Source organism: Actinomadura sp. 3N407 (genome assembly GCF_052245875.1).
Lineage (GTDB): Bacteria > Actinomycetota > Actinomycetes > Streptosporangiales > Streptosporangiaceae > Spirillospora.
Window position 1 is genome coordinate 1 of record NZ_JBQQBP010000019.1, and the last position, 25,128, is coordinate 25,128.

The 25,128-nt window shown below is 71.3% G+C and carries 21 protein-coding genes, 1 pseudogene and 1 riboswitch; of the genes and pseudogenes, 6 read left to right on the forward strand and 16 right to left on the reverse strand.

Annotated features, from left to right (window positions below):
* Positions 1-315 precede the first annotated feature (315 nt).
* The 7 genes and pseudogenes from ACTWPP_RS35700 to ACTWPP_RS35730 form a co-directional block, all read right to left on the reverse strand.
* Entirely contained in the window at positions 316-1,632 is a 1,317-nt protein-coding gene (locus tag ACTWPP_RS35700) for a hypothetical protein (protein WP_443108834.1), read from the reverse strand.
* 75 nt (positions 1,633-1,707) lie between these two features.
* Positions 1,708-2,409 carry a hypothetical protein gene (locus tag ACTWPP_RS35705; RefSeq protein ID WP_443108835.1) on the reverse strand — a complete coding sequence of 234 codons (702 nt, stop codon included), beginning with the start codon at positions 2,407-2,409 and terminating at the stop codon, positions 1,708-1,710.
* Positions 2,406-2,774, reverse strand: coding sequence for a hypothetical protein (locus tag ACTWPP_RS35710; protein ID WP_443109006.1), 369 nt, complete (start codon positions 2,772-2,774; stop codon positions 2,406-2,408). The genes ACTWPP_RS35705 and ACTWPP_RS35710 overlap by 4 nt, the downstream gene beginning before the upstream one ends.
* Before the next feature lie 339 nt (positions 2,775-3,113).
* A pseudogene (locus tag ACTWPP_RS35715) lies at positions 3,114-3,368 on the reverse strand (DUF7662 domain-containing protein); the annotation flags it as partial.
* Between the two features lie 265 nt (positions 3,369-3,633).
* Complete coding sequence (locus tag ACTWPP_RS35720; RefSeq protein ID WP_443108836.1) at positions 3,634-5,391, reverse strand: hypothetical protein; 1,758 nt, start codon at positions 5,389-5,391, stop codon at positions 3,634-3,636.
* Between the two features lie 215 nt (positions 5,392-5,606).
* Positions 5,607-6,755, reverse strand: coding sequence for a 5'-methylthioadenosine/S-adenosylhomocysteine nucleosidase (locus ACTWPP_RS35725; protein ID WP_443108837.1), 1,149 nt, complete (start codon positions 6,753-6,755; stop codon positions 5,607-5,609).
* Complete coding sequence (locus ACTWPP_RS35730) at positions 6,752-7,486, reverse strand: NUDIX hydrolase (protein WP_443108838.1); 735 nt, start codon at positions 7,484-7,486, stop codon at positions 6,752-6,754. The genes ACTWPP_RS35725 and ACTWPP_RS35730 overlap by 4 nt, the downstream gene beginning before the upstream one ends.
* 198 nt (positions 7,487-7,684) lie before the next feature.
* Here ACTWPP_RS35730 and ACTWPP_RS35735 point away from each other — a divergent pair, with 198 nt between their 5' ends.
* Together ACTWPP_RS35735 and ACTWPP_RS35740 are read left to right on the forward strand one after the other, a co-directional pair.
* A complete protein-coding gene (locus tag ACTWPP_RS35735; protein ID WP_443108839.1) occupies positions 7,685-8,014 on the forward strand; it encodes a hypothetical protein in 330 nt (109 codons plus the stop codon).
* Positions 8,014-8,646 carry a nucleotidyl transferase AbiEii/AbiGii toxin family protein gene (locus ACTWPP_RS35740; RefSeq protein ID WP_443108840.1) on the forward strand — a complete coding sequence of 211 codons (633 nt, stop codon included), beginning with the start codon at positions 8,014-8,016 and terminating at the stop codon, positions 8,644-8,646. The genes ACTWPP_RS35735 and ACTWPP_RS35740 overlap by 1 nt, the downstream gene beginning before the upstream one ends.
* Before the next feature lie 540 nt (positions 8,647-9,186).
* On the opposite strand, the gene cobF is transcribed toward ACTWPP_RS35740, so the two are convergent.
* Positions 9,187-10,026, reverse strand: a complete 840-nt coding sequence (gene cobF, locus ACTWPP_RS35745; RefSeq protein ID WP_443108841.1) for a precorrin-6A synthase (deacetylating) — start codon at positions 10,024-10,026, stop codon at positions 9,187-9,189.
* A 62-nt stretch (positions 10,027-10,088) separates the two neighbouring features.
* Here cobF and cbiE point away from each other — a divergent pair, with 62 nt between their 5' ends.
* The 3 genes from cbiE to ACTWPP_RS35760 are packed head-to-tail and all read left to right on the forward strand — an operon-like array spanning position 10,089 to position 12,774.
* Positions 10,089-11,306: a precorrin-6y C5,15-methyltransferase (decarboxylating) subunit CbiE gene (cbiE, locus tag ACTWPP_RS35750; RefSeq protein WP_443108842.1), complete on the forward strand. Its 1,218-nt coding sequence runs from the start codon at positions 10,089-10,091 to the stop codon at positions 11,304-11,306.
* On the forward strand, positions 11,303-12,058 hold the full coding sequence (gene cobM / locus ACTWPP_RS35755) for a precorrin-4 C(11)-methyltransferase (protein ID WP_443108843.1): 756 nt from the start codon (positions 11,303-11,305) through the stop codon (positions 12,056-12,058). Before cbiE ends, cobM begins: the two co-directional genes overlap by 4 nt.
* On the forward strand, positions 12,043-12,774 hold the full coding sequence (locus tag ACTWPP_RS35760; protein ID WP_443108844.1) for a cobalt-precorrin-6A reductase: 732 nt from the start codon (positions 12,043-12,045) through the stop codon (positions 12,772-12,774). The genes cobM and ACTWPP_RS35760 overlap by 16 nt, the downstream gene beginning before the upstream one ends.
* Here ACTWPP_RS35760 and cobJ read toward each other — a convergent pair.
* Genes cobJ through ACTWPP_RS35775 form a run of 3 tightly spaced genes read right to left on the reverse strand, consistent with a single transcriptional unit; the run spans position 12,765 to position 15,987 of the window.
* The gene (gene cobJ / locus ACTWPP_RS35765) at positions 12,765-14,252 is read right to left on the reverse strand and encodes a precorrin-3B C(17)-methyltransferase (RefSeq protein WP_443108845.1); all 1,488 of its coding nucleotides are present in this window, start codon (positions 14,250-14,252) and stop codon (positions 12,765-12,767) included. The genes ACTWPP_RS35760 and cobJ overlap by 10 nt on opposite strands.
* Positions 14,252-14,872: a precorrin-8X methylmutase gene (locus tag ACTWPP_RS35770; protein ID WP_443108846.1), complete on the reverse strand. Its 621-nt coding sequence runs from the start codon at positions 14,870-14,872 to the stop codon at positions 14,252-14,254. The genes cobJ and ACTWPP_RS35770 overlap by 1 nt, the downstream gene beginning before the upstream one ends.
* The gene (locus ACTWPP_RS35775) at positions 14,869-15,987 is read right to left on the reverse strand and encodes a precorrin-3B synthase (RefSeq protein WP_443108847.1); all 1,119 of its coding nucleotides are present in this window, start codon (positions 15,985-15,987) and stop codon (positions 14,869-14,871) included. The genes ACTWPP_RS35770 and ACTWPP_RS35775 overlap by 4 nt, the downstream gene beginning before the upstream one ends.
* Before the next feature lie 11 nt (positions 15,988-15,998).
* Positions 15,999-16,215, forward strand: a riboswitch (cobalamin riboswitch).
* A gap of 31 nt (positions 16,216-16,246) precedes the next feature.
* On the opposite strand from ACTWPP_RS35775, the gene cobN reads away from it, so the two are divergent.
* Positions 16,247-19,855, forward strand: a complete 3,609-nt coding sequence (cobN, locus tag ACTWPP_RS35780; RefSeq protein ID WP_443108848.1) for a cobaltochelatase subunit CobN — start codon at positions 16,247-16,249, stop codon at positions 19,853-19,855.
* On the opposite strand, the gene ACTWPP_RS35785 is transcribed toward cobN, so the two are convergent.
* Genes ACTWPP_RS35785 through ACTWPP_RS35805 form a run of 5 tightly spaced genes read right to left on the reverse strand, consistent with a single transcriptional unit; the run spans position 19,810 to position 25,120 of the window.
* A complete protein-coding gene (locus ACTWPP_RS35785) occupies positions 19,810-21,159 on the reverse strand; it encodes a cobyrinate a,c-diamide synthase (RefSeq protein WP_443108849.1) in 1,350 nt (449 codons plus the stop codon). The genes cobN and ACTWPP_RS35785 overlap by 46 nt on opposite strands.
* Positions 21,156-21,758: a cob(I)yrinic acid a,c-diamide adenosyltransferase gene (gene cobO, locus ACTWPP_RS35790; protein WP_443108850.1), complete on the reverse strand. Its 603-nt coding sequence runs from the start codon at positions 21,756-21,758 to the stop codon at positions 21,156-21,158. The genes ACTWPP_RS35785 and cobO overlap by 4 nt, the downstream gene beginning before the upstream one ends.
* 1 nt (position 21,759) lies before the next feature.
* Entirely contained in the window at positions 21,760-23,742 is a 1,983-nt protein-coding gene (locus ACTWPP_RS35795) for a VWA domain-containing protein (RefSeq protein ID WP_443109003.1), read from the reverse strand.
* A gap of 32 nt (positions 23,743-23,774) precedes the next feature.
* Positions 23,775-24,419: a histidine phosphatase family protein gene (locus tag ACTWPP_RS35800; RefSeq protein ID WP_443108851.1), complete on the reverse strand. Its 645-nt coding sequence runs from the start codon at positions 24,417-24,419 to the stop codon at positions 23,775-23,777.
* Complete coding sequence (locus ACTWPP_RS35805; protein ID WP_443108852.1) at positions 24,368-25,120, reverse strand: CbtA family protein; 753 nt, start codon at positions 25,118-25,120, stop codon at positions 24,368-24,370. Before ACTWPP_RS35805 ends, ACTWPP_RS35800 begins: the two co-directional genes overlap by 52 nt.
* Positions 25,121-25,128: the final 8 nt, after the last annotated feature.

The window sequence follows — 25,128 nt, forward strand, 5'->3', positions numbered from 1 at the left end:
ACCATGCGGACGATCTCGTCCTTGTGCTCCTGGGTGAAATGCCGCCTCTGTCGTGCCAACGGCCTTCCTTTCCGGTTCTCTCCCCAACTCTAGTTGGGGCCCTGTCCGGAAGATCCGGGGCACCTCACTTGGTCCGCGTCACGGTATCCAGGGGACTGATCGGAGGGTGTCTGGTTCAGTTTCTAGAACGCAGTGCGCCTTGGCGCCCGCCGTGCGGTTCCTGGCGCGGGTGGCGGTCATGGGGCAACGTGGCCAGTGACTTGAGGACGGCCGCCTCTCCGGCGAGCAGCGACCTCATTAGATGTAGGCGTTGGGTTAGGCACTGGCGACATGGTTCGCTCGTTCGATGTCCTTAACGCAAACCTCGGTGAGGGGGCAGGTGGCGCAGTCTGGGAGTCCGGGATGACACCAACCACGCCCGATAAGCCAGCTGGGCAGGTCGAGCGAACCAGGGCGGGGAGGGTACAGGGTCCGGGCCCTGGTGATCATGTGGTCGCGGTCGTCCACGTCGGCGAGACGCGTACGTAGGAAGACGCGGCGCAGGTGGATGTCGTAAGCAATGTCGCTTCCTTCCATGTTCCTGATTGGGACGGCGAGGTCGCGCTCCAAGATTTCAACCGCCATCGCCGATATCTTCTGGCCGATGCCGACGAAGGCCTTGAAGCGATCTTGCAACTCCCTCGCGTCGGGATTGCCGGACCAGATAGCTCCGGCGTCGCCTTCGTACTCGGTCATCACGCGGCGAGCAGCGAGAGTCAGCCAGCGAGGCATCTTCTCGATGTATCGGTGCAGTTTGGGGGAAAGCGCAATGGCCGCTCGCACTCCCGCCTCGTCTTCGGCGATGCGGGCGGGATCGAGGTGACCAAGGCGTTGACGGAGAAGAAACGGTGCGCACCAGGCCCGCTCCGCTGGTACTCCCTGGCCGAAGAGCAGTCCGGTTAGGAAAGCGAAACCATCCGTCCGGAGAAATTCGTTCGCCTCTTGGTTCTGAGTGAACTCCACCACCTCATTCGGAGCGGACCTGTGATGTTCGGCGTAGGCCAAGAGTGCCGTGACTACACCGTCACGGAGCTCGGTGTGACTCCTTGTCGCCAGTGCGGCGGGAGCAGGCCCGCTCCTGGAGGCTGGCGGAAGAGTCTTCCTGCCACCCGGTTGGGACGGAAAACGACTCCGGTTCACGGCTCGCAGGAGGGCGTGACGAGTCCAGCCATCAACGTCATCCTGCCGGAGCTTCACCGCCAGACTTCGTGGTGCGCCCGGCGCGCGGATTTGGTCGGCGACCACCACGATGGGAAGCGTGCGATAGCCCACCGGCGTCGCGTCATCCGGTTTCAGATGCCGTTTGGTCACCTTGATCAAGCTCAGCAGGCTCTCGGACTCGTCGAAGTCATCCGACTCGACACCCTCGACGAGAGGATCGCCCTCGACCCAGGTCACCGAATGGACACGCGTCCGCCCATAGGTGTTCCTGTGTCCGATTCCGTGGCGGACAAGAACTTCTCGATCGTTCACCGTCGCAACGGCGACCCAACCGCGCTCGAAGTACTCGACTCCTTCGGGCCAACGCCACGAGAACGGCCCCAAGGCCTTCATCTCGACGAGGCGGATCCTGGGATTAACCGTGTCTCCCATATGACGAGCCTAACGAATGTCAAGAGTTGGTCGCTGATCGGGACCGATCATCGTGGCCACAATTCGGGTGGTTCGTCACATGGCTTTCACGCGAACCTCCATGTCGTCGAGGAAGGACGGGTCATATGGATCATCGACGTGGTCGCTATTCCATAGCCCGGATGTACGGACGTGCTCGTTCTCGGCATGCAGGCCAAGCCAGCCGGAAGTGGTGCGGTGAACGCCGCCGTTGCGTTGGGAGAGCAGGGAGATCGAGTTGGCCCGAATGGACTCCCTTTGTTCGCGGTCAGGCACGTCCAGCCAAAGGAGCGGCATAGCTGTTATGTGCTCGCTCACGGCCTGTTCGAATGGTCTTTCAGCTTTCCGTTGGGCCGGGCTGACCTTCGTCTGTCGCCAAGACTGCACAACATCGGCCGGCCAGTTGTCGACCTGCTGCAGTGCTGTACCGATGTGGTGGCGGAATATGGAGCCGCGATGGTTGCCTACGCCTGCATTGGTGCCGCTGACCGGGCCTCGGTGCTGGGCCAGCCTGCCCCAGAAGGTCGCCTGGGACGTAGCCCGCAAGGCATGGCTGCCCACACGTACCACGCGGAGCTCGTCTCCTCCGGTTCGGAACTGGCCTTCTTCGAGGAAGAACTCCACACCGTATTTCGGCCAACCGGTGGCCTGATTGCAGTTCCGGAGTAGCCGCGGTCCTCCGATGCGCTCCTCCAAGCGGCCGAGCAGGAAATAGAACCGCTCGGTATCCTTTCGGCGGTTAGCATTCCCGTCGCTCATGCGAGACGCTCCACAGTTGTCCCCTCCGGGTATTGGTCGGCGGGCTGCTCTTGCCAGAAGGCAGCGAACGCCTGGCCGAGTCGACGTGGCACCATGCCGGAGGCCCCCTTGCCTACGCCCGTGATCGTAACCAGATACGCGGTCAGCCCGGCCTGGCTCCAGGGCGTCGCCCGTACCACCCGTGCGTAGTCGGAGCTCCTTGCCGCAAAGGCCACGACGGATGATACGTTTCTTTGTCGAGCCTCATGGAGCAGGAGACTTTCGAGAAGACCAGCCGGCCAGTCGGCCGAGCGCATGATCTTATTGTAGTCACCGATGTGCTCCCTGGCGTGCAGGACGCCGTACCCGCCGCTGAGAATGATCAAGGGTGTGTCCTGAACTACCGCTTCTCGCAGGCTGGACTGAGCGGCCGAGTAGAAGCCCCCGCTATAGCGGCGCCATGCTGGGAGTACTTGCCGTTCGTCCAAGTGGGCCGAGGTTTGGTTGCGCGCTCGGGCTGCGATTAGGTCGGACGGCCACTGCGCTTCCTCTCGGTTCCCCGTTCTGCCGCCGGTTCGCTTGCTCTTCGAACATGGGATGACCAGAAGAGTTTCGCTTCTATTTAGCTCCTGCAGTAGCCCTGCGCTACCGGTGGGTAGCGCAGGAGACGTCTGTCGACCCGCGGCCGCGGAGACGACTTGGCGATCGGCTCCGATTCTGCGGAAGGTGACTGAGCTTCCTGGCCGGATCTCAGTGACCGTGTAGCCTGCAGCCTGCCAAGCTCGAACATGTGACCGATCGCCATGCCACCACTGTGGGTAATGTCGGACCGCCGAGACAGGAAGATCGCCTACGATTCGGCGTAGCTCAGGCCATGACAGGGCCACTTCCTCTTCACCTGCTGGACGGGCGGACAGGAATATGGTGAGGCGAGCCCAGTCGGCCCGTCCCTTCCCCGTAGCTGGCACGACACCCTCCATCCAGGTGTAATGGCATCTTCTGCAGGAAAGCACGTCAGTGGACGTCGTGCCAAGGTGGCACGGGGTGGTGTCGCGGTAGCCGGAACCCTTGAGTTCAGCTCGCAGTGGCGGGGCGGACGGGACGCGAAGTCGGCGCGTGCTTCTCGTGAATTGATGTTCAGCGAGAACCTGCTTCCCCGCTGCCGCTAACCTAGCCTGACGTGATGGTTCGCGCGCTGCCCGCCCGCTTCACCATCGTCTTTCCCCGCAGGCTGGACACCGCACGCTATTGGGTGCCCAGGCGTTGGCGTTCTCGTACGATCCACCGCTTGCCTTCCGCGGCGATTCCTTCCATGACGGTCAGGGTGTGGCGGAGGTTGGCGGCGTCCTGCGTTACTTCTGACACGACGCCGCTTGGCTCATCCTGGAGTTTTTCCGCTTCCGGGGCCATCGCCTCGACGTGGATCTCCTCACCGTTGACGAGGGTGAGTCTGAAGTCGTGTTCATCGTCGTCGGTCTGGCGTACCCGTACGGCGGCGACCGCCTCGTAGCGGTAGTTGGTCCGGTACCGATCGTGGAAGGTGCCTTTCACGAAATCGAGTTCGGCGTTGAGTTGCCGCACCCCGTCCGTGGTGAGGAGGAAGAGGAGCAGCTTGTAGCGCTCGTAGCGCCAGGGGCCTTTGCGTACGCGTGCGCTTCTGCCGGGGAAGGCGCGCGTCTCGATGAACGCGTGGGAGATCAGGCCACTCATCGTCAACCGGTAGTGGCGTAGTGCCTCATCCAGGAGCATCTTCCGGTCGCAGTCCAGCCAGGTGGCCATCTGGCGGTCGTCGGGTTTGTCGGCGAGCTTCGCCTTCCAGCGCTTGAAGGCCGCTTCGCAGGCCTTCAGCGTCTGTGTGTTCTCGGCGAGGTCGGCCGCATATCGCCTGCGCTCCAGGACGATGCGCAGCCAGGCGTGGGCGGCGATCACGCCCGCCGGCAATGCCAAGGCGGCCGTGCGGACGACGCTCAGCGGGTCGATCCGTACCGCGACCTCCAGCGTCCACGTAACCCCGGGGACGAGGAGGGCGAGACCGAGGACCGTCAGCAGCATGGAGGCCGGGGGAGTGGCGAGTTCCTGCCGGTAGTTCCACAGCGTGCCGTTCTCCCACCGTGTCCTGACGTCGCTGACCCGGTACCGGATCAGCCAGGAGATCCTTTCGACGCCGGTCCGCTGCTCCCGGTAGACCTCCACGATCTCGTCGCGCAGGCACCTGCGGATCCCCGCCGTCTCGGCCAACCAGACGGACCTGCTGGTGTCACGTGGAACGTATCTGGCGAAGTAGTGGTCCAAACGCCGACTCACCTTGTCGGCGAAGCCGCCGGAGGGGGCGCTTCGCGGGCGCGTCCACGGCGCATATTGCGCATCCTTCACCCGGCGCCGCTCGATGCGGAAGCGCCACTCCACACCGCCCCTTGCGGCGCAGTAGCCGCCACCGACGCTCAGCAGGTATGCGAGCAAAGCGACCGCCTGAAGTTCCCGCACCAGAAGGTAAGCGATGTGGATCGCCGCTGCGGTCAGAACGGCGGTCGACACCAGAGCTTGAACCCAGGTGCCGGTTGTGAGGTCCGGTGGCCGCGGCTCACGAACCCGCGGCCGGGCCGGTTTCGGCTCGAAGAACTTCCAGACACGGTCGGCTCTGCCGTTCGCCATCTGTTTTTGCTGGGCGCTGTCCAGGGCGCGGCGCCACATCTGGTTCTCGAGTGGCCCGTCCAGGAACAGCTGCAGGTGCCGAAGAATCATGGAGCGCTGCGGGTCGGCAAGCCCGTCGAGGTCCTTGAGCAGAGGACGTAGGTCCTCGTCGGGTTGCTGCGCGGACTCCAGCAGCCGGCATAGGGTCCGCACGCCGTCCGCCCATGCGTCGCCACCGGTGGCGTTGCAGGTTCCCGATGCCCGATGCAGCATGGTGAGGTGCTCCTGCGGCATCTCGTGCCGTGTCCGGCCGCTGACGAGGGCGAGTTGCCAGTGGAAGCAGACCCGGCTGCCGGTGAGACCGCCGTCCATGACGGCTCGGCCGATGAGCTCACGTGCTTTTCCCGGTATGCCGCCGGCGAGAAGCCGGACGCCGATTTCGAACATCTCCGCCGCCGATGCGCCTGCGGGGGTCTCGTAGACGTATACGTCGCCGTGTACGACTCCCGCCTGGACCCCGACGTAGGCGGAATCTCCGGCGTAGTTCGTCGTGGTGTCATTCGGTGCAGCGGTGGTGTCCTGCGCTGTCATGACAGGCCTTGAACCAGGGCGATGACGCTCGCCACTTCCGCGGAAAGGGCGGCCACGTCCCCGACCAGCCCGCGCACCTTCTTCAGGGCCAGCGTCACCGCACCGACGTCCTGCGGATCGGTCGTCTGCAGTGTCTCGCGGGCGGCGGCGAGTTCCGCCTCGGCCGCGCGGTAGGTGTCCTCATCCAAGTGTCCCGCCGTCCGCGCCTGCCGAAGCCGGAGGGCGAGTTCGATGATCGCCGCGGCGGGATCGGTGGGGCCGCCGTGCTCACCGGACACCCGGATGCCTCCGTGCACGTGCCCCGCCTGCACGACCACCCGTGCGTTGTCCTTGGCGACGTTGCGGATGGTGTCGCTCATCATCGGTGTCCCTTTCGTATCGGCCGGTTCGCGTTGTTGCGGTTCCTCGGCGGACAGGGTTTCGGCCAGTGCGGTGGTGAACGCCGCAGCGTTCGCCACCGCCCGTGCCTGCCAGTGCTCGCGGTCGGTGGTCTCCTTGGTGCCGTCGGCGTGGTCGCTGACGCCTCGGATCACGACCACCGGCAGGGACCTGTTGAGGTGCGCCGCCTGAGCCACGCCGGCGCCTTCCATCTCGATGGCGCGTGCGTCGTTGTAGTTCTGCCGGATCCAGTGCGCGTGCGGCGAAGTCGTCGAGTTCAGTACGACTTCGCCTGCTGCGATCGGCCCGAAGTGCACCGTGGGCTCCTGGTCATCGAGACCGTCCGCCCATGCGCGGTTGCGAGCCACATGCCGGGCGACCTGGTCGGCGCCGTGCGACACTTCCCAGACTCGAGGGCGGCTCTTGAACCCGTCGTCCTCGCTCGTCCCGCCGTGGAAGGCATAAATGTGGGTGGCCACCACCACGTCCCCGAGGGCGATGTCGGAGTGCAGGGCCCCGGCGACCCCTGCGAACAGCAGCGCCGCTGGGGAGAACTCGTTGATGGCGCGTTCGGCCAGGACTGCCGCGGACTGGTTGCCCTTCCCGACGAGGCCAAGGGCGATGCGTGCCCGGCCGTGCGCCAGTCGGCCCACCTCGAATCGAGTGCCCTGCGGGTGGCGATACAGCCGCGGCCTGCCCAGCTTCGCGCGGACGGACTCGTACTCCACGTCCAGCGCCGTGAGAACGACGATCGGATTGCCGCTCATTGTCCCGATCCCTTCGTGATCGACGGTTCGACTGGCCGGACCATCGGCGGATTCAGGGCCTTCTGCGGACCGGCTTTGAAGACTCGGGCCGGCCGGCCGGTCGTGCCCTTGCGTTCCGGGCCGGCCGCGACGATGAATCCGCTGGTCTTCTGAACCTTGCGATAGAAATTGCGGGGGTCGAGAGAGATCCCCCATACCGCCTCGTAGACCCGCTGGAGGTCGGCGATCGTGAACGTCGGGCCGCAGAACGCCGTGGCGAGCGCGGAGTGCTCGAGCTTGGCGCGGGCGTTCTCGACGCCGTCCTCGACGATCTGCCGGTGGTCGAAGGCGAGTTCCAGGTCGCCTGAAAGCACATGATCTGCTCGCTGCCACCGGGCCCCGGCCGCGTCTGTTCCGGCAGCCGGTTCCGGGAGCCGCGGTGCGATCGCCAGGAAGGCGACCGACACCACCCGTCCGCGCGGGTCGCGGCCAGGGGCACCGTAGACGCCCAGGTGCTCAAGGTGCAGCGTCTCGACGTCCATGTCTGCCTCCTCCGCCAGCTCGCGGTGGGCCGCGGCGGTGATGTCCTCCTCGGCGTGCTGCAGGAAGCCGCCGGGAAGCGCCAAAGCGCCCTTATAGGGCTCGATGCCGCGTTCGATTAGCAGCACATGAAGGAGAGACTCGCGCAGCGTCAAGATCACCAGATCGACGGCGAGCATGACTTCGGGGGGAGTCCAGCGGTCCTCGGCCATGCGCTGACCCTAGCTTTTTGTCAGTCTGACAAAAAGTAGTTTCAGGATGCCGTCCTGGCCATCGCCTTGTCACCCGTTGGCAAGACCGTTGACCGCAGACCAGCCTCACTTGCGCTCCGGCCGTGGCGGGTCTGCTCGTGGGCCAGCACCTCCCACGAAGAAGGTCCTCCGGGTGGTGGATAGGGCACACTGGTGTGTATGGAGGGGCACAGTGGAGCGCCGTTCAGTTATGCCGAGACCAGGCCGTACGAGGTGGCCGGGTCGCTGAGTGAGCTGCAAGGGCCGGAGCGCGGCGTCGTGGTGCTTCCGCTGGAGCTGGCGTGGGGTGGGCGAACGGAGTTCGACCTCGATGACGACTACGATCGGTCGGCCGCTTACAAGATCGTGTTGGAGGAGGGCGGTGTGGAGCACCAGCGGCAATTGATCAACGGCCGGCTGCTGGTGGAGCACTGGGACGAGATCCTCCCGGCACGTCCAGTCCGAGCCCTGTGGGAACGGCGCTTTCCCCAGCTTCGGCATGCCGCCTGATGGATCGGTTCCAGTTCCGGTTGGTCTGCATTGCGCTGGATGTCGTCGGTGACCGAGGTTTCGTGCTGGGCGGTGGGCACGCCGTCCAGATGCACGGCATGGGCGCTCGTCCTTCAGAGGACATCGACCTGTTCTCTTCTCAAAGAGGAAGCCCGGAGCAGGTCGCCGACGACGTTATCGCCGCCTATGCGAGCCAGGGGCTGCGACCCGAAGTGGCCCGGCGCACCCCGGACCTTGTCCAGATGACGGTCACTGACTCTGATGGCAATGCCTGCAAAGTGGATCTCGGGGTGTTCTGGCGGGCTCACGCTCCGGTGATTCTGGAAGTCGGCCCGGTACTGCACCCTGACGATGCCGTGGCCGGCAAGATGGACGCTTTGTTCAACCGGTGGGCACCGCGCGACTTCCTGGACATTGATGCGGTCTTGGCCAGTGGACGTTATGACCATGACCGCCTCTTGGCCGTGGCCGCGGAGCACAACCCGGGCTTCGACATTGCCTTGTTCGCCGAGTCGCTCTCCTATCTGCACCGCATCCCCGACCGGGACTTCACGGCCTACGGCGTGCCCGTTGCGCAGATCGCAGTAATGAGAGACCGGTTTGCCACCTGGGAACGAATGCTTGCACCGTAGGCAACGACGCGAGCCGCTGCCTGCCGCGCCGACTTGGCGTTGAATGCGGGCACCCCACACTCCGTATGGGCGGTATGTGCTTCTGTGCCTCGGATGGCTGGAATGAGCATGTCGATGGGCCGACGGTCACCCATGGTAATTGGTGGTGAAGGGCGAGGAGTATGAATCGTGGGAGATCAGAAGTGACTTGATCTTCCTTGAACTGGTGTCACCGGAGCGGAAGATGGGCTTCTGACCTGGGGTGATGCCTGAACGGCCTGTATCGTCGGGGTGTCCGACCGTTTTCACACCGAAGAGGTCACTGGTTCGAACCCAGTATCGCCCACCCACCTCATAGGCCCTCCTGCTTTCCGCCGGAGGGCCTCGTTGCGTTGCTGGGGCGGATTCGGGCACGCCTGAGCGGTTCGGCCAGGTTGGTAGCGGTGAGATCGGAGCCGTCGCCGGCCGCTCGTCGCGTTTCTCCCATCGCCGCTGGAGTTCGTCTCGCATGCCGTCGGAGACGTGCGTGCAGATGCCGTGAATGCCCGGGACGCCGTCGGCCTAGAGAACCTCGGAACCTCCGGAACGCCGTCCTCTGCCATCCGAGCCTTGTGCCAGCGCCGAAGTTCGTTCGCCATGTGGTTGTCCGGTGCGGGGTGTGGTGGAGCTGAGTGGGCGGCGGAGGAGGTAGGTGTCCATGATCCAGCCTTTGCGGGTGCGGGCCTCGGCGCGGGCGGTGCGGATCTGGTCGGCGACCTCCTCGACCGGGCCGGAGATCAGGATCTCGTCGGGTGTGCCGAGGTAGGCGCCCCAGTAGATGTGGAAGCCGGCTGCCTCGGTGAATGAGCAGGCCGCGTCCAGCATGACGAGGACGTCGTCGGCGGTGGTGCCTTCGGCGGCCAGGCGGCGGCCCGTGGTGATGTGGACGGGACGGCCCACGCGGGTGAGTCCGACGCGGTGACGTGCGGTGAGCGCGGAGACGCTGCTGATCCCGGGGATCACCTCGTGGTCGAACTCGGCGTCGACCTCTTCCAGGCCCGCGAGGGTGCTGTCGTAGACGCCGGGGTCGCCCCAGACGAGGAGTGCACCGGTCTGCCCGTCGGCGAGCTCGTCGGTGATGAACGACTCGTAGATCCTCGCGCGGCGGGAGCGCCAGTCCTCGACGGCGGCCGTGTACGCCGGTGCGGTGCGGTCGCGTTCGGGGTCACGGGCCTCGACGATCCGGTACGGGGAGCGGCCGTGCGCTTCGATGAGGTCGTGCCGCAGGCGGGCCAGGTCGTGTTTGGTCTCGCCCTTGTCGACGATGAGGAACACGTCGGCCGCGGCGATCGCCTTCGCCGCCTGGAAGGTCAGGTGGTCGGGGTCACCCGCGCCGATGCCGATGATCAAAAGCCGCTTCACCTGGATCAGTGTGCCAGAGCGGCTGGTATAGGCTTGGCGCCGCATTTCGTTCGAGGAGGCCAGTGGACGCGCGTGTCATCACCGTTGTGGGGATCGGCGCCGATGGGTGGGGCGGGCTTCCGGAGGCTTCCCGTGCGGCGTTGCGGGCGGCGGACGTGCTGCTGGGCGGGCGTCGACAGCTCGACCTGGTGCCGGAAGGCGAGGCCGAGAGGGTCGCGTGGCCGTCCCCGCTTCTCCCCGCGCTCTCCGGGCTGATCGAACGGTACGAGGGACGCGTCGTCGCCGTCCTGGCGAGCGGCGATCCGATGTTCTACGGGATCGGGTCCACGCTCGCGGAGATGCTGGGTCCGCACCGGCTCCGGGTCCTGCCGCATCCGTCGTCGGTGTCGCTGGCGTGTGCGCGGCTCGGATGGCCGCTGGAGCGGGTGGACGTCCACAGCCTCGTCGGCCGCCCGGCGGAGACGCTGAACGCGCTCGTCGCCCCCGGCCGCCGTCTCCTGGTCCTCGGTGCGGGACGCGACGCCCCGCTGGTCGTCGCGGAGCTGCTGGCCGGGCGCGGCTTCGCGCCCAGCCGGATGACCGTGCTGTGCGACCTGGGTGCGGAGACCGAGACGGCGCGGCGCGGCGTCGCGGGGGAGTGGGGCCGGCCCGCCGGGTCCGCGCTGAACATCGTCGCCGTCGAATGCGAGCCGGGCCCGGACGCGGTGCCGCTGCCCCGGGTGGCGGGGCTGCCCGACGGAGTCTTCGAGCATGACGGGCAGATCACCAAGAGCGAGATCCGCGCGATCACCGTGTCGCGTCTCGGGCCGCTGCCCGGTGAGCTGCTCTGGGACGTCGGTGCCGGGGCGGGCAGTGTCGCGATCGAGTGGGCGCGGGCGCATCGCTCGTGCGAGGCCGTCGCGATCGAGCGGGACGCGGAGAGGGCGGCGCGGATCGGCCGCAACGCGCGGTCGCTCGGTGTTCCCGGTGTGCGCGTCGTGGAGGGCCGGGCGCCGGATGCGCTGGACGGCCTGCCGGCGCCCGACGCGGTGTTCGTCGGCGGCGGTCTCACCGTCCCGGGACTGCTGGAACGCTGCCTGGACGCGCTGAAGCCGGGCGGGCGGCTCGTCGCCGGCGCCGTCACCATCGAATCGGAAGTCCGGGTCGCCGAGGCCCGCCGCGCTCATGGCGGCGAACTGGTCCGCATCGGTGTCGAGCGTGCCGCGCCGCTCGGCGGGTTCACCGGCTGGCGGCCGGCGATGCCCGTCACCCTCTGGACGACATGGAAGGACGACACATGACCGTGTACTTCGTCGGAGCGGGCCCGGGTGCGGCGGACCTCATCACGGTGCGCGGGCTGCGGACCTTGGAGTCCGCTCCGGTGTGCTTGTACGCCGGGTCGCTCGTCCCGCGCGAGCTGCTGGACGCGTGCCCGGCGGGCGCGCGGCTCGTCGACACCGCGGACATGACGCTGGACGAGATCATCGCCGAGCTGACCGCCGCGCACCGGGGCGGGCTGGACGCCGCGCGCCTGCACTCGGGTGACCCGTCGGTGTTCAGCGCGGTGGCGGAGCAGATGCGGCGGCTGGACGCGGAGGGCGTACCGTACGAGATCGTCCCGGGTGTTCCGGCGTTCGCCGCCGCGGCGGCGTCGCTGGGGCGTGAGCTGACGGTCCCCGGTGTCGGGCAGACGGTGATTCTGACCCGCACCGCGGTGCGCGCCACGCCGATGCCGGACGGCGAGGACCTCGCCACGCTCGGGAGCAGCGGCGCGACGATGGTGCTGCACCTGGCCGTTCAGCGCATCGAGCAGGTGGCGGCGGAACTGCTGCCGCACTACGGCGCGGACTGCCCGGTCGCGGTGGTCGCCCGCGCGAGCCGCCCCGACGAGGTGATCCTGCGCGGCACGCTCACCGACATCGCGGACCTGGTGCGGGAGGCGGGGGTGAAGCGCACGGCGGTGATCGTCGTGGGGCGGGTGCTGACGGCGTCGGCGTTCCCCGGCAGCCACCTCTACAGCGCCGAGCGGGACCGGGGATGCGCCGCGTCCTGATCCTCGGCGGGACGGCGGAGGCGCGGGCGCTCGCGGCCCGGCTCGCGGACGTGCCCGGCGTGCGTGTCGTGTCGTCGCTGGCCGGGCGGGTCACCGAGCCGCGGCTGCCCGCCGGGGAGGTGCATGTCGGCGGCTTCGGTGGTCCGGAGGGGCTGGCGGCGTGGCTTCGTGAGCGGCGGATCGACCGTGTGGTGGACGCCACGCATCCGTTCGCGGAGCGGATGAGCGCCTCGGCCGCGCGGGCGTCGCGGCTGACGGGCGTGCCGTTGCTCGCGCTGCGGCGGCGGGGCTGGGACGAGGAGGACGGCGACGACTGGCATCGCGTCCCGTCCCTGGCCGATGCCGCCGCCCGCCTGCCCGCGGGCGCCCGCGTGTTCCTGACGACCGGGCGGCGCAGCATCCCGGTGTTCGCCGCACGGACCGACGTGTGGTTCCTCGCGCGGTCCGTCGATCCGCCGGAGCCGCCCGTCCCGCCGAACGTGCGGGTGCTGGTCGCGCGCGGCCCCTACACGGTGGACGGCGAGCGGGCGCTGATCCGCGACCACCGGCTCGGCGCGCTCGTCACCAAGGACAGCGGCGGCGCGATGACCCGCGCGAAGCTCACCGCTGCCCGGGAGGCCCGGCTGCCGGTGTTCATGGTCGACCGTCCGCGCCCACCGGACGGCGTCCGGACGGTCGATGACGTCGCGCAGGTCGCCGCCTGGGTTCAGGGGTAGCGGCGGGGCGTGTAGACCGCGCCCCGGTCGGTCACGCGGGTTGTGGACGACCCGACGATGAGCAGGCACCGCATGTCGACCTGTTCGGGGTCCAGTTTGGCGAGCGTGGTCACGGTGACGCTTTCCTCCGCGCCGCCGACATCGCGTCCGATCACCACCGGCGTTTCGGGGGAGCGGTGTTCCAGCAGCAGGTCGCGCGCGGCGGGGAGCTGGTGCCTGCGGCGGCTCGAGGACGGGTTGTACAGGGCCAGCACCAGGTCGGCCTCGGCCGCGGCGGTGAGGCGGCGGGCCACCACGTCCCACGGCTTGAGCAGGTCCGACAGCGACAGGACGCAGAAGTCGTGGCCGAGCGGTGCGCCCACCCGGCTCGCCACGGCCTGCGCGGCCGTCAGCCCGGGGGCGATCCGCACCGGCACGTCCGCGAACTCCTCCTCGGACGCCGCCTCCAGTACCGCCGCCGCCATGGCGAACACGCCGGGATCGCCGGAGGAGACGACGGCGACCCGCGAGCCGTCGCGTGCGAGCAGCAGCGCGTGCCGGGCCCGGTCGGCCTCCACCCGGTTGCCGGACGCGTGCCGCCGCTGCCGCGCGTTCGCCGGCACCCGGTCCAGGTACGGACCGTAGCCGACGAGGTCGGTGGCCGATGACAGGATGTCCTGCGCCTCGGGGGTGAGCCACGGCCGGCCCGCCGGGCCGAGCCCGACGACCGTGACGCCGCCGGCCCCCTCCGGCCGTGCCGGCGGCAAGGGCTGGAACGACCGTTCCGCAGGACTGGTCAGCAGGGCGAGCGACATGTACGGGACGTCCGCCGGGTCGACGTCGGCGAGCGGCGCCACCCGCTGCCGGTCGGTGGCGGCCCGCTCCACGTACCAGGCGTCGCCGAGCCGCCCGGCGTCCTCGAAGGCCTGCCTGACCTTGGTGAACGTCCGCCCGAGCTTGAGCACCGCCGTCGCGTCCGCGCCGCGCAGCCGCTCGGTCAGCTCGTCGCCGGGCAGTGTGCCGGGCAGCACCGTGAGGGTCTCCTCCCCTTCCACCAGCGGGCGTCCCGCCGCGGCGGACGCCGCGCTCAGCGACGTGACGCCGGGGACCACCTCGGTCGGGTAGTGCGGTGCGAGCCGTTTGTGCAGGTGCATGTACGAGCCGTAGAAGAGCGGGTCGCCCTCGCTCAGCACGACGACGGTCCGCCCCGCGTCCAGGTGTTCGGCGAGCCGGGCGGCGCAGTCGGCGTAGAACTCCTCCAGCGCGCCCCGGTAGCCGCCCGGGTGACCGGTCGTCTCGGTGGTCACCGGGTACAGCAGCGGCTCCTCGATCTGGCCGCCGCGCAGGTGGGGCGCGGCGATGGAACGGGCGATGCTGCGGCCGTGGCGGGCGGAGTGGTAGGCGACCACGTCCGCCGAGCCGATCAGCCGTGCCGCCTTCACCGTGACCAGTTCGGGGTCGCCGGGCCCGACGCCCACGCCGTACAGCCGTCCGGTCATCACTCCGCCTCACTGGCGATGGCGTTGACCGCCGCCGCCGTCATCGCGCTGCCGCCGCGCCGCCCGCGCACCGTCAGGTGGGCGAGGCCGCTCGCGGTGAGAGCGTCCTTGGACTCGGCCGCGCCGATGAACCCGACCGGGATCCCGAAGACCGCCGCCGGACGTCCCCCGCCGTCGTCGACCAGTTCGAGCAGCCGGAACAGCGCGGTCGGCGCGTTGCCGACCGCCACCACGGCCCCGTCCAGCCGGTCGCGCCACAGGTCCACGGCCGCCGCGCTCCGCGTGGTGCCGAGCCGCGCCGCCAGCTCCGGCACGCCCGGCTCGCCCAGCGTGCACACGACGTCGTTGCCGGCCGGCAGCCGCGCCCGCGTGATCCCGGACGCGACCATCCGCGCGTCGCACAGGATCGGCGCACCGCCCAGCAGCGCCGCCCGAGCCCGCTCCACGACCTCCGGCGACCACGCCAGGTCGTCCACCAGGTCGGTCATCCCGCAGGCGTGGATCATACGGACGGCGGCCCGCGCCACATCGTCGGGCAGGCCCGACAGGTCGGCCTCCGCGCGGATGGTCGCGAACGACCGCCGGTAGATCTCGGCGCCGTCCCGGACATAGTCGATCACTGCTGTCCTTCCCGTGGTGCCGCCATCATCAGGACGACCGGGCCGCGGGGCGTCCCGCAGCGTCGTTCGCATCCCGCCCAGTGGACGGGCGTGTCGGGGGCGCGGTCCAGGCCGGCGACCCAGCGGCTGGCCTCGCCCTTGACGTCGCCGCGCGACTTCGCGCAGCCGGGGCTTCCCGTGCAGGCCGTCACGCCGACCCAGGGCGACGCGGCGTCGTTCGCGAAGCCCGCCGCCGCGAGCCTCGCCGCGGTCGCCCGCGCCTCGTCCGGGTCCAGGTCGCGTAGCACGACGCTCCGCCACGGCGTCACCCGGACCTCGCCGGCCGCCTCGGCGAGCGCTTCGACCTGCCGTCCGGACAACCGCCCGAGTGGCGGCACGACCTCCAGCGCGACCATCCCGTCCCGTTGCTCGATGACCCCGGCAGACGGGGCCACGGGGGCCGGACGTGCCAGGTCGTCTCGTGGTGTCCCCCCAAGCCGTCCGGCGACGAGCCGCACCCCGTCCGGCACTTCCGCCAGCCGCCAGGCGTCGCCCCGGACGTCGAGGAACGCCTCCGCCGCCGCGAGCATCGTCCCGGCCGGATCGTCGTCGGACGCGAGGTCGAGCCGTGTCCCGGCCAGCCGGAAACCGGTGGGGCCGAACGTGACGTCGGCGTCCAGCGCGGTGACGTCGCCGGTGCCGTCGTCGAACCCGAACAGGAACCGGCCCGGCAGCCCGGCCAGCCGGGGGATGCCGCAGAGCGCCCGGTCGAGCGCCGTGACCAGCGGGTCCGTCGCGAGGGCGCCGTGCGGCCCGCGCCCGCCCAGCGGGGACGCGACGATGTTGCGCACCCGCTCATGGGACGGCGAGGGCAGCAGCCCGGCGTCCGCCAGCCGTGCCGCGAGACGTACGGGGTCGTGGACGCCGCGTAGCTGGAGGTTGCCGCGGGAGGTCAGCTCGATCACATCGCGGCCTAGGTCGCGGGCGGCGGCTCCGAGCATGCCGAGGCGCGCGGCGGACACCGCTCCGCCCGGTGTGCGGACCCGCGCCAGCGGGCCGTCGGCGGCGTCGTGGGTCTGCAGCGCTCCGGGGCAGGCGTCGGCGCGCGGCCGTCCCGCCCGGTTGACATTCGGCACGAGGAGGATGTTAACCACAGTTTGCAGACGGCCCGCGCTGCCGTACTGTTCTCACCAGGCGATGGCAATGGGAGGAAGCCGGTGTGAATCCGGCGCGGTCCCGCCACTGTGACCGGGGAGCGAACCCCGCTTCAGGCCACTGTCCGCACACGTTGATGGCGGACGGGAAGGCCGGGGCGAGCACTGATCCGGGAGCCAGGACACTCCTGCCGTCGCAACACCCGCGACCGGGGCGAGGACCCCAGGGGGAGGACCCATCGTGTCCGCTGACACGTCCGGGCAGGAACGGGCCGTCCTGCTGCTGTCGACGTCCGACACCGACCTGCTGAGCGCCCGCGCCTCCGGCGCCGCCTACCGGCTCGGCAACCCCGCGCGGCTGGCCGTGGACGACCTGCCGGCGCTGGTCGACGGCACCGACCTCGTCATCGTCCGGCTGCTCGGCGGGCGCCGCGCGTGGGAGGACGGCCTCGACGCGCTGCTCGCGGGTCCCCGCCCGGTCGTCGTCGTCGGAGGTGAGCAGGCCCCCGACGCCGAACTGATGGAGCTGTCGAGCGTCACCGGCGGCGTGTGCGCCGACGCGCACGCCTACCTCGCGCACGGCGGGCCCGGCAACCTGGCCGAACTGCACGCCTTCCTGTCGGACACGGTGCTGCTGACCGGCCGCGGGTTCGCGCCGCCGGCCCCGACCCCGACGTGGGGACGGCCAGAGCGCGACTTCCGCGCCGTGGAGGGGCCCGTCGTCGGTGTGCTCTACTACCGCGCCCACCACATGGCCGGGAACACCGCGTTCGTCGAGGCGCTGTGCGCCGCGATCGTGGACGCGGGCGGACGGCCCCTCCCCGTGTTCTGCTCGTCGCTGCGCACGGCGGAGCCCGCGCTGCTCGACACGCTCCGCGAAGCCGACGCGCTGGTGGTGACCGTCCTCGCGGCGGGCGGGTCGCGGCCCGCGACGGCCGGGGCCGGCGGCGACGACGAGGCGTGGGACGTCGGCGCCCTCGCCGAGCTGGACGTCCCGATCCTGCAGGGCCTCTGCCTCACCACAGCACGCGCGGACTGGAAGGCGAGCGACGACGGGCTCTCGCCGCTGGACGCCGCCTCGCAGGTCGCGATCCCCGAGTTCGACGGGCGGATCATCACCGTCCCGTTCTCGTTCAAGGAGACCGGCGAGGACGGCCTCACCGTCTACGCCGCCGACCCGGAGCGGGCCGCGCGGGTCGCGGGGATCGCCGTCCGGCACGGCCGCCTGCGGCACACGCCGCCCTCCGGCCGCCGCCTCGCGGTGATGCTGTCGGCGTATCCGACGAAGCACTCCCGGGTCGGCAACGCCGTCGGCCTGGACACCCCGGCGAGCACCGTCCGGCTGCTGTCCCGGCTCGCGGAGGCCGGATACGACCTGGGGGAGAGCTTCCCCGGCGTCGCGGGGCAGGACGGTGACGCGCTGATCCACGCGCTGATCGCGGCGGGCGGGCAGGACGAGGACTGGCTCACCGAGGAGCAGCTCGCGGGCAACCCCGTCCGCATCTCCGCCGCGTCCTACGAGCGCTGGTACCGGACGCTTCCCGACGACCTGCGCGAAGAGATGGAGCGGCACTGGGGCCCGCCGCCCGGTGAACTGTTCGTCCAGGACGGCGACATCGTGCTCGCCGCCCTCCGCGCCGGCAACGTCGTCGTCATGGTGCAGCCGCCGCGCGGCTTCGGCCAGAACCCGATCGCGATCTACCACGACCCCGACCTGCCGCCCAGCCACCACTACCTGGCCGCCTACCGGTGGCTTTCGGACGAGTTCGGCGCGCACGCGATCGTGCACGTCGGCAAGCACGGCAACCTGGAGTGGCTGCCCGGCAAAGCGGCGGGAATGTCGGCGTCGTGCGGCACCGACGCGGCCCTCGGCGACGTGCCGCTGATCTACCCGTTCCTCGTCAACGACCCCGGCGAGGGCACCCAGGCCAAGCGCCGCGCGCACGCCGTCCTCGTGGACCACATGGTCCCGCCGATGGCGCGCGCGGAGACCTACGGCGACATCGCCCGCCTCGAACAGCTCCTCGACGAGCACGCCACGATCGCCGCGATGGACCCGGCGAAGCTGCCCGCGATCCGCGCGCAGATCTGGACGCTGATCCAGGCCGCGAAACTCGACCACGACCTCGGCCTGGACGACCGCCCGCACGACACCGAGTTCGACGACTTCCTCCTGCACGTCGACGGCTGGCTGTGCGAGGTGAAGGACGCGCAGATCCGTGACGGGCTGCACGTTCTCGGGGAGGCGCCGGAGGGCTCGACCCGCGTCGACCTGGTACTGGCCATGCTCCGCGCCCGGCAGATGTGGTCGGGACGGGAGACGCTGCCCGGCTTGCGGGAGGCGCTCGGCCTCACCGAGGACGGCACCGCCGGGCTCGCCGACGTGGACGCCGCCGAGGCCGCCGCCCGCTCCCTCGTCCAGGCCATGGAAGACGCGGGCTGGGCCGTGGAGGCGGTCCCCGGTGTCGCGGAGCGGATCCCGGCCGGACGGCGGGATCTCGTCGCCCGCGTGCTGGAGTTCGCGGCCACCGAGGTCGTCCCGCGCCTGGCCCGGACGTCGGACGAGCTCGCCCACGTCCTGCACGCCCTGGACGGCGGCTCCGTCCCGGCCGGCCCCAGCGGATCACCGCTTCGCGGCCTGATCAACGTCCTGCCGACCGGCCGGAACTTCTACTCGGTGGACCCGCGCGCCGTCCCCAGCCGCCTCGCATGGGAGACCGGGCAGGCGATGGCCGACTCGCTGCTGGAGCGCTACCGCGCCGACCACGGTGAATGGCCGCGCTCGGTGGGCCTTTCGGTGTGGGGGACGAGCTCGATGCGCACGGCGGGCGACGACGTCGCGGAGGTGCTGGCGCTGCTCGGCGTCCGCCCGCGCTGGGACGAGGCGTCCCGCCGCGTCACCGCCCTGGACCCGGTCCCCGCCGCCGAGCTGGGCCGGCCGCGCATCGACGTGACCGTCCGCATCAGCGGATTCTTCCGGGACGCGTTCCCGCACGTCGTCGCCATGCTGGACGACGCCGTCCGGCTCGTCGCCGGCCTCGATGAACCCGACGCCGACAACTACGTCCGCGCCCACGTCCAGGCCGACACCCGGGAGCACGGCGACGGGCGGCGCGCCACCCTGCGGGTGTTCGGGTCGGCGCCGGGCGCGTACGGGGCCGGGCTGCTGCCGCTCATCGACAGCCGCAACTGGCGTGACGACGCCGACCTCGCCGAGGTGTACGCGGTCTGGGGCGGCCACGCCTACGGCCGCGACCTCGACGGCGTCCCCGCCCGCGCCGACATGGAGAGCGCCTACCGGCGGATCGCGGTGGCCGCCAAGAACGTCGACACCCGCGAGCACGACATCGCCGACTCCGACGACTACTTCCAGTACCACGGCGGCATGATCGCGACCGTCCGGGCGCTGACCGGCAGGGCACCGGAAGCCTACGTCGGCGACAGCACCCGGCCGGACGCCGTCCGTACCCGCACCCTGTCGGAGGAGACCGCGCGCGTCTTCCGGGCGCGCGTCGTCAACCCGAACTGGCTCGCCGCGATGCGCCGGCACGGCTACAAGGGCGCGTTCGAGCTGGCCGCGACCGTCGACTACCTGTTCGGCTACGACGCGACCACCGGCGTCATGGCCGACTGGATGTACGACAGGCTCACCGCCGCGTACGTTCTGGACGAGGAGAACCGCGCGTTCATGGCGGAGTCGAACCCGTGGGCGCTGCACGGCATCGCCGAACGGCTCTTGGAGGCGGCCGAGCGCGGCATGTGGGAGCACCCCGACCCGGAGACCCTCCAGGGCCTGCAGGAGGTCTACCTCAAGGCGGAGGGCGACCTGGAGGACGACACCAGCCGCTGAGCCGCCTCCGGATGCCCGGCCCAGTGCAGATGCAGGTATGACGCGGTGATCCGGTCGTCCCCGAAGCCGTCGCGGCCGCCGCCCCGCCACCGGAACAGCGGCCCGGCCGTCCCGCCGTTCAGAGCGGTGCGGTGGAACTCGTGGCCGCGGAACCGCTCGCCCGGCCGTGTCAGCGGCGACTCCGCCACCGCGACCGCCTCCCTGTAGCCGAGCGTCAGCCGGGACGTCATCGCGGCGCGGCCGGGGACCCGCCCGCACATCGCCCGCCCGTCGAGCTCTTCGCAGAGATAGAGAAGACCGGCGCACTCCGCCGCGATCGGGCCGCCGAACGCGGCCACGGCGGCGAGCATCGGCGCGTTGGCGGCGAGCTCGGCGGCGTGCACTTCCGGGAACCCGCCGCCGATGACCAGCGCGGCCGTCCCTTCCGGAAGGGCCGCGTCGCGCAGCGGGTCGAAGACGACCACGGCCGCGCCCGCCGCCCGCAGCAGTTCCACGTGCTCGGCATAGGAGAAGGTGAACGCCGGCCCGCCCGCCACCGCGACGACCGGCCGTCCCGGCATCGGAGTCACGTGGTCCGCCGGGTCCCACGGGCGGTCGGACAGTGGGGCAGCCGACGCGGCGATCCGCAGCAGCGCGTCCAGATCGCAGGATCGGTCGACCAGCGCGCCGAGCCGCTCGACCGCGCGCACGGCTTCGCCCTCACGCTCGGCCGCCGGGATCAGGCCGAGGTGCCGGGACGGCGTGACGACGGCGTCGTCCCGCCGGATCGCCCCGAGCACCGGCACACCCGACGCCTCCAGCGCGTCCCGGCACAGCTCCTCATGCCGGTCCGACCCCACCCGGTTGAGGATGACGCCGCCGATCCGGACTCCGGGCTCGAACACCGCGAAGCCGCGCACGAGCGCCGCGACCGACCGGCTCTGCCGCGCCACGTCCACCACCAGGACCACCGGAGCGGCGAGCAGCCGCGCGACATGCGCCGTGGACGCGAAGTCGCTCGTGCCGCGTCCGTCGAACAGGCCCATCACGCCCTCGACCACGGCCACGTCGCAGCCGGTGGCGCCGTGCAGGAACAGCGGCGCGACCCGCTCCTCGCCCACCAGCCACGGGTCGAGGTTGCGGCCGGGCCGCCCCGCCGCGAGCGAGTGGTAGCCGGGATCGATGTAGTCGGGGCCGACCTTGTGCGGGGACACCCTGAGGTCACGCGCGCGCAGGGCCGCGATCAGGCCGGTCGCGACGGTCGTCTTCCCGCTTCCGGACGACGGCGCCGCGATCACGATGCGGGGGACCGGCCGGGGCGTCACCACTCGATGCCCCGCTGGCCCTTCTGCCCCTCGTCCATCGGGTGCCGGACCTTGCCCATCTCCGTCACCAGGTCCGCGACCTCGATGAGCCGGTCCGGCGCGTCCCGTCCGGTGATGACGACGTGCTGATCGCCGGGGCGGGTGGTGAGTGCGTCGATGACGTCGTCCAGATCCAGCCAGCCCCACTTGAGCGGGTAGGTGAACTCGTCCAGGACATAGAAGCGGTGCGTCTCGGCGGTCAGGTCGCGTTTGATCTGCGCCCAGCCCTCCCGCGCGTTCTCCGCGTGGTCGTCCTCGGTGCCCGGCCGCTGGATCCACGACCAGCCCTCGCCCATCTTGTGCCAGGCGACGGGCCCGCCCTCGGGGCTGTCGCCCAGCACCCGCAGCGCCCGCTCTTCACCGATGCGCCACTTCGCCGACTTCACGAACTGGAAGACCCCGATCGGCCAGCCCTGGTTCCACGCCCGCAGCGCCATCCCGAACGCGGCGGTCGACTTGCCCTTGCCGGGGCCGGTGTGGACGATCAGCAGCGGCCGGTTGCGGCGCTGCCTGGTGGTGAGGCCGTCGTCGGGAACGGACACGGGCTTTCCCTGGGGCATGTCAGGCCACCTTCCCGTGGTCGCGCTTCCGGTGGCTCTGGACCATCCCGTCGAGATCGCCGAGCGGGACGAGCCGCGCGCCGAGGCGGACGGCGAGCCGCCCCGCCAGACCCAGCCGGACCGGGCCGTCCTCGCAGTCCACGACGAATGCCGCCGTGCCCGCGAGCGGCCCGGCCGCCCGGTCCACGTCGCCTCCCGCGGTGGCGCGGCCGTCGGTGACGATCACGAGCAGCGGGCGCCGATCCGGGTCGCGCAGCCGCTCCGCGCGCAGCACCTCGGCGGCCCGGACCAGCCCGGCGGCCAGCGGAGTGCGGCCCCCGGTCGGCAGAGCGCGCAGCCGCGCCGCCCCCGCCTCCACCGACGACGTCGGAGGCAGCACGAGGTCGGCGTCCCGGCCCCGGAAGGTGATCATGCCGATCTTGTCGCGGCGCTGGTAGGCGTCCAGCAGCAGGCTCAGCACGGCCGTCTTCACCGTGGTCATGCGGCGCCGCGCGGCCATCGATCCGCTGGCGTCCACGACGAACAGCACGAGGTTGCCCTCGCGCCCCTCGCGGACCGCCTCGCGCAGATCGTCCGGCCGCAGCACCAGACCGGGGCCGTACCGTCCACGCGCCCGCTGATGTGGCGCCGCGGCCAGCAGCGTCGCCATCACATGCGGGTCGCGGACCCGCGCGGCCGGACGGCGCGCCCCCGTGACCCTGCCCCGCGCCGTCCGCGACCGCGACCTGCGCCCCGCCGCGCCGTCGCCGACGCCCGGGACCTCCAGCAGCGGCACCGCGTGCGGCGCGGCCGCCGCCGCGACCGTTCCGGCGCCGGCGTGCCCCGGCCCGTTCGCCGGCTCCGGCCCCGCGTCCGTCCCGTTCCGCTCATCGCCCCGCTCCCTGGCGGGCGGGTCCGCGGCCGGCGCGGCGGATTGGTCCGCCTGGTCACCGGGGCCGTCGGGGGGCGGCCCGTCACCGCCGTCCGGTGGGGTGCCGCCGGGCGGTGTGTCGTCGGGATCGTCGCCGGGGGACGTGTTCTGCAGTAGTTCGTCGAGCAGCGACTCGTCCAGGCCGGGCGCGTCGAACGGATCGCGGCGGCGGCGATGGGGCAGCGACAGCCGCGCGGCCGCGCGGACGTCGTCGGCCGTCACCTCGTCCCGCCCCCGCCAGGCCGCGTGCGCCAGGGCGGCGTTCGCCGTGACGAGGTCGGCGCGCAGGCCGTCCACCTCGAATCCGGCGCACACCGCCGCGATCTGCTCCAGCCGCTCATCGGGCAGCCGCACCCCGTCCAGCCGTTCCCGCGCCCGGGAGATGCGGTCCGCGAGGGCGGCCTCGGCACCGGCCCAGCGCGCGGCGAACACGGCCGGGTCCGCCTCGAACCCCAGCCGCCGCCGGACGACCTCCGCCCGCTCCTTCGGGTCACGCGACGCCCGCGCCTCGACCGTCAGCCCGAACCGGTCGAGAAGCTGCGGGCGCAGCTCCCCCTCCTCGGGGTTCATCGTCCCGACGAGCAGGAACCGCGCCGCGTGCCGGACCGACACCGACTCCCGCTCGACATAGCAGGTGCCGAGCGCGGCGGCGTCCAGCAGCAGGTCCACCAGGTGGTCGTGTAGGAGGTTCACCTCGTCCACGTACAGGACGCCGCGGTGCGCGGTCGCCAGCAGGCCCGGTTCGAACGCCTTGACGCCCTCGGTGAGAGCCCGTTCGACGTCCAGCGCCCCCGAGAGCCGGTCCTCGGACGCGCCGACCGGCAGTTCCACCAGCGCGGCCGGGCGCCGCGCGGACGGGCCGCCCGGATCGTGCGGCCCGTCCGGGCACGACGCGTCCGGCGCGGCCGGGTCGCAGGCGAACCGGCACGCGGCCACGACGTTCACGGCGGGCAGCTGCGCGGCCAGCGCGCGGACGATCGTCGATTTCGCGGTGCCCTTCTCGCCGCGCACCAGCACCCCGCCGACCCGGGGGGAGACGGCGTTCAGCAGCAGCGCCAGCTTCAGGTCGTCCATGCCGACGACGGCGCTGAAAGGATAGGTGGCGTTCAAACGAGGACCTTCCGGTTGACGTGGGCGACTCGCCAGCCGTCACCGGTGGTGGTGAGCCCGGTGGTGGCGAGCGCGGTGGTGGTGAGCGCGGTGGTGGACAGCGGTGCGAGGTCGATGCGGTCCGCGGCCGTGACGTCCAGGCCGACGGCGTGGGCGAGCGCGGCCCGGATGACGCCCGCGTCGCAGACCGCGACGCCGGACACGCCGGTGCCGAGCCAGGCGGCGACGCGGGCCGCGAAGGCCGCCCGGCTTTCGCCGCCGTGCGGGACGGCGTGCGGATCCGACAGCCAGCAGGCCAGCGCCTCCGGTTCGTCCGCCGCGACCCGCGCGTACGGCTGACCCGCCCAGCGGCCGTGGTCGGCCTCGGCGAGCGCCGCGACCGGCCGGGCGTCGAGACCGAGCGCGGCGCACGTCTCCAGGGCGGCGCGTGAGGGCGACGACCATGCCTCGGCACCCGGGAGCGTCCCGGCCAGGAGCCTCGCCCTGGCCAGCCCGCCCGCGTCGGCCGGGTCCTCGGCCGGGTCGCCGGCGGGGAACCGGGCCTCCCGCATCCCCGCCGACGTGGCGTGCCGGACGAACAGCACGCCGTTCAGGCCGGGACGGCGGCGCGGGCGGGACGCTGCGCCCGGTCGCACGCCCATCCGAACAGGACGCCGAACGCCGCCCAGAACACCAGCTGGGTGCCGAGCGAGACGAGACGGAACTCCCACAGCAGCGTCGCGGGGAACCCGTCCGGCACCTCGTCGACCCCGGGCAGCAGCGCCGACGCCACCACGACCGGTGCGAGGAAGGCGAGCACGGCGGCCGGCCAGCGCGCCCACGGCCCGCCGGGGACGCGCCTCGCCGTCGTCACCGCGATCGCCGCCGCGAGCAGACCGACGCCGACCATCGCCAGATACAGCACGGTCCGGCTGGTGATCGTCTCCGGGTCCCCCACCGCCGGGGGGTTGGCGGGGTACTTCAGGAACGGGACGACGATGACCGCGGCGAAGGCCGTCCCGGCGGCGGCGATCGCGAGCCCTCCGTCCGACCGCGGGCCGACGCGTCCGCGAAGCGCCGCGTAGACGAGCGCGAACACGCCGCCGATGGCGAGCCCGTAGAGCCCGGTGGCGAGGAAGAGTCCGGCCTTCTGCGTGCCGCGGCTCACCTCCGCGCCGTGCTCATGCCCGCCTCCGGCGGAGTCGTGCTCGTGCTGGTGCGCGGGCTCGGCCGCGCCGGCGGCCTCCTCCAGCGCGATCGCGTCGTCGATGCGGGGCTCGCCCGCCGCGAACGCGAAAGCGCCCGCGACGAGCCCGGCCAGCAGGCCGTACAGAAGCCCCCTGACCAACAGGGTTCGAATCATGGGGCGGC

What these genes read in the sequence shown, in the direction of transcription:
- ACTWPP_RS35795 (WP_443109003.1), bottom strand. Translation starts at nt 23,742, where the DNA reads ATGGACGACCTGAAGCTGGCGCTGCTGCTGAACGCCGTCTCCCCCCGG.
- ACTWPP_RS35800 (WP_443108851.1), bottom strand. Translation starts at nt 24,419, where the DNA reads ATGGGCGTGCGACCGGGCGCAGCGTCCCGCCCGCGCCGCCGTCCCGGC.
- cobJ (WP_443108845.1), bottom strand. Translation starts at nt 14,252, where the DNA reads ATGACCGGACGGCTGTACGGCGTGGGCGTCGGGCCCGGCGACCCCGAA.
- ACTWPP_RS35720 (WP_443108836.1), bottom strand. Translation starts at nt 5,391, where the DNA reads ATGGACGGCGGTCTCACCGGCAGCCGGGTCTGCTTCCACTGGCAACTC.
- ACTWPP_RS35700 (WP_443108834.1), bottom strand. Translation starts at nt 1,632, where the DNA reads ATGGGAGACACGGTTAATCCCAGGATCCGCCTCGTCGAGATGAAGGCC.
- ACTWPP_RS35740 (WP_443108840.1), top strand. Translation starts at nt 8,014, where the DNA reads ATGGATCGGTTCCAGTTCCGGTTGGTCTGCATTGCGCTGGATGTCGTC.
- ACTWPP_RS35705 (WP_443108835.1), bottom strand. Translation starts at nt 2,409, where the DNA reads ATGAGCGACGGGAATGCTAACCGCCGAAAGGATACCGAGCGGTTCTAT.
- cobM (WP_443108843.1), top strand. Translation starts at nt 11,303, where the DNA reads ATGACCGTGTACTTCGTCGGAGCGGGCCCGGGTGCGGCGGACCTCATC.
- ACTWPP_RS35735 (WP_443108839.1), top strand. Translation starts at nt 7,685, where the DNA reads ATGGAGGGGCACAGTGGAGCGCCGTTCAGTTATGCCGAGACCAGGCCG.
- ACTWPP_RS35730 (WP_443108838.1), bottom strand. Translation starts at nt 7,486, where the DNA reads ATGGCCGAGGACCGCTGGACTCCCCCCGAAGTCATGCTCGCCGTCGAT.
- ACTWPP_RS35760 (WP_443108844.1), top strand. Translation starts at nt 12,043, where the DNA reads ATGCGCCGCGTCCTGATCCTCGGCGGGACGGCGGAGGCGCGGGCGCTC.
- ACTWPP_RS35805 (WP_443108852.1), bottom strand. Translation starts at nt 25,120, where the DNA reads ATGATTCGAACCCTGTTGGTCAGGGGGCTTCTGTACGGCCTGCTGGCC.
- cobO (WP_443108850.1), bottom strand. Translation starts at nt 21,758, where the DNA reads ATGCCCCAGGGAAAGCCCGTGTCCGTTCCCGACGACGGCCTCACCACC.
- ACTWPP_RS35725 (WP_443108837.1), bottom strand. Translation starts at nt 6,755, where the DNA reads ATGAGCGGCAATCCGATCGTCGTTCTCACGGCGCTGGACGTGGAGTAC.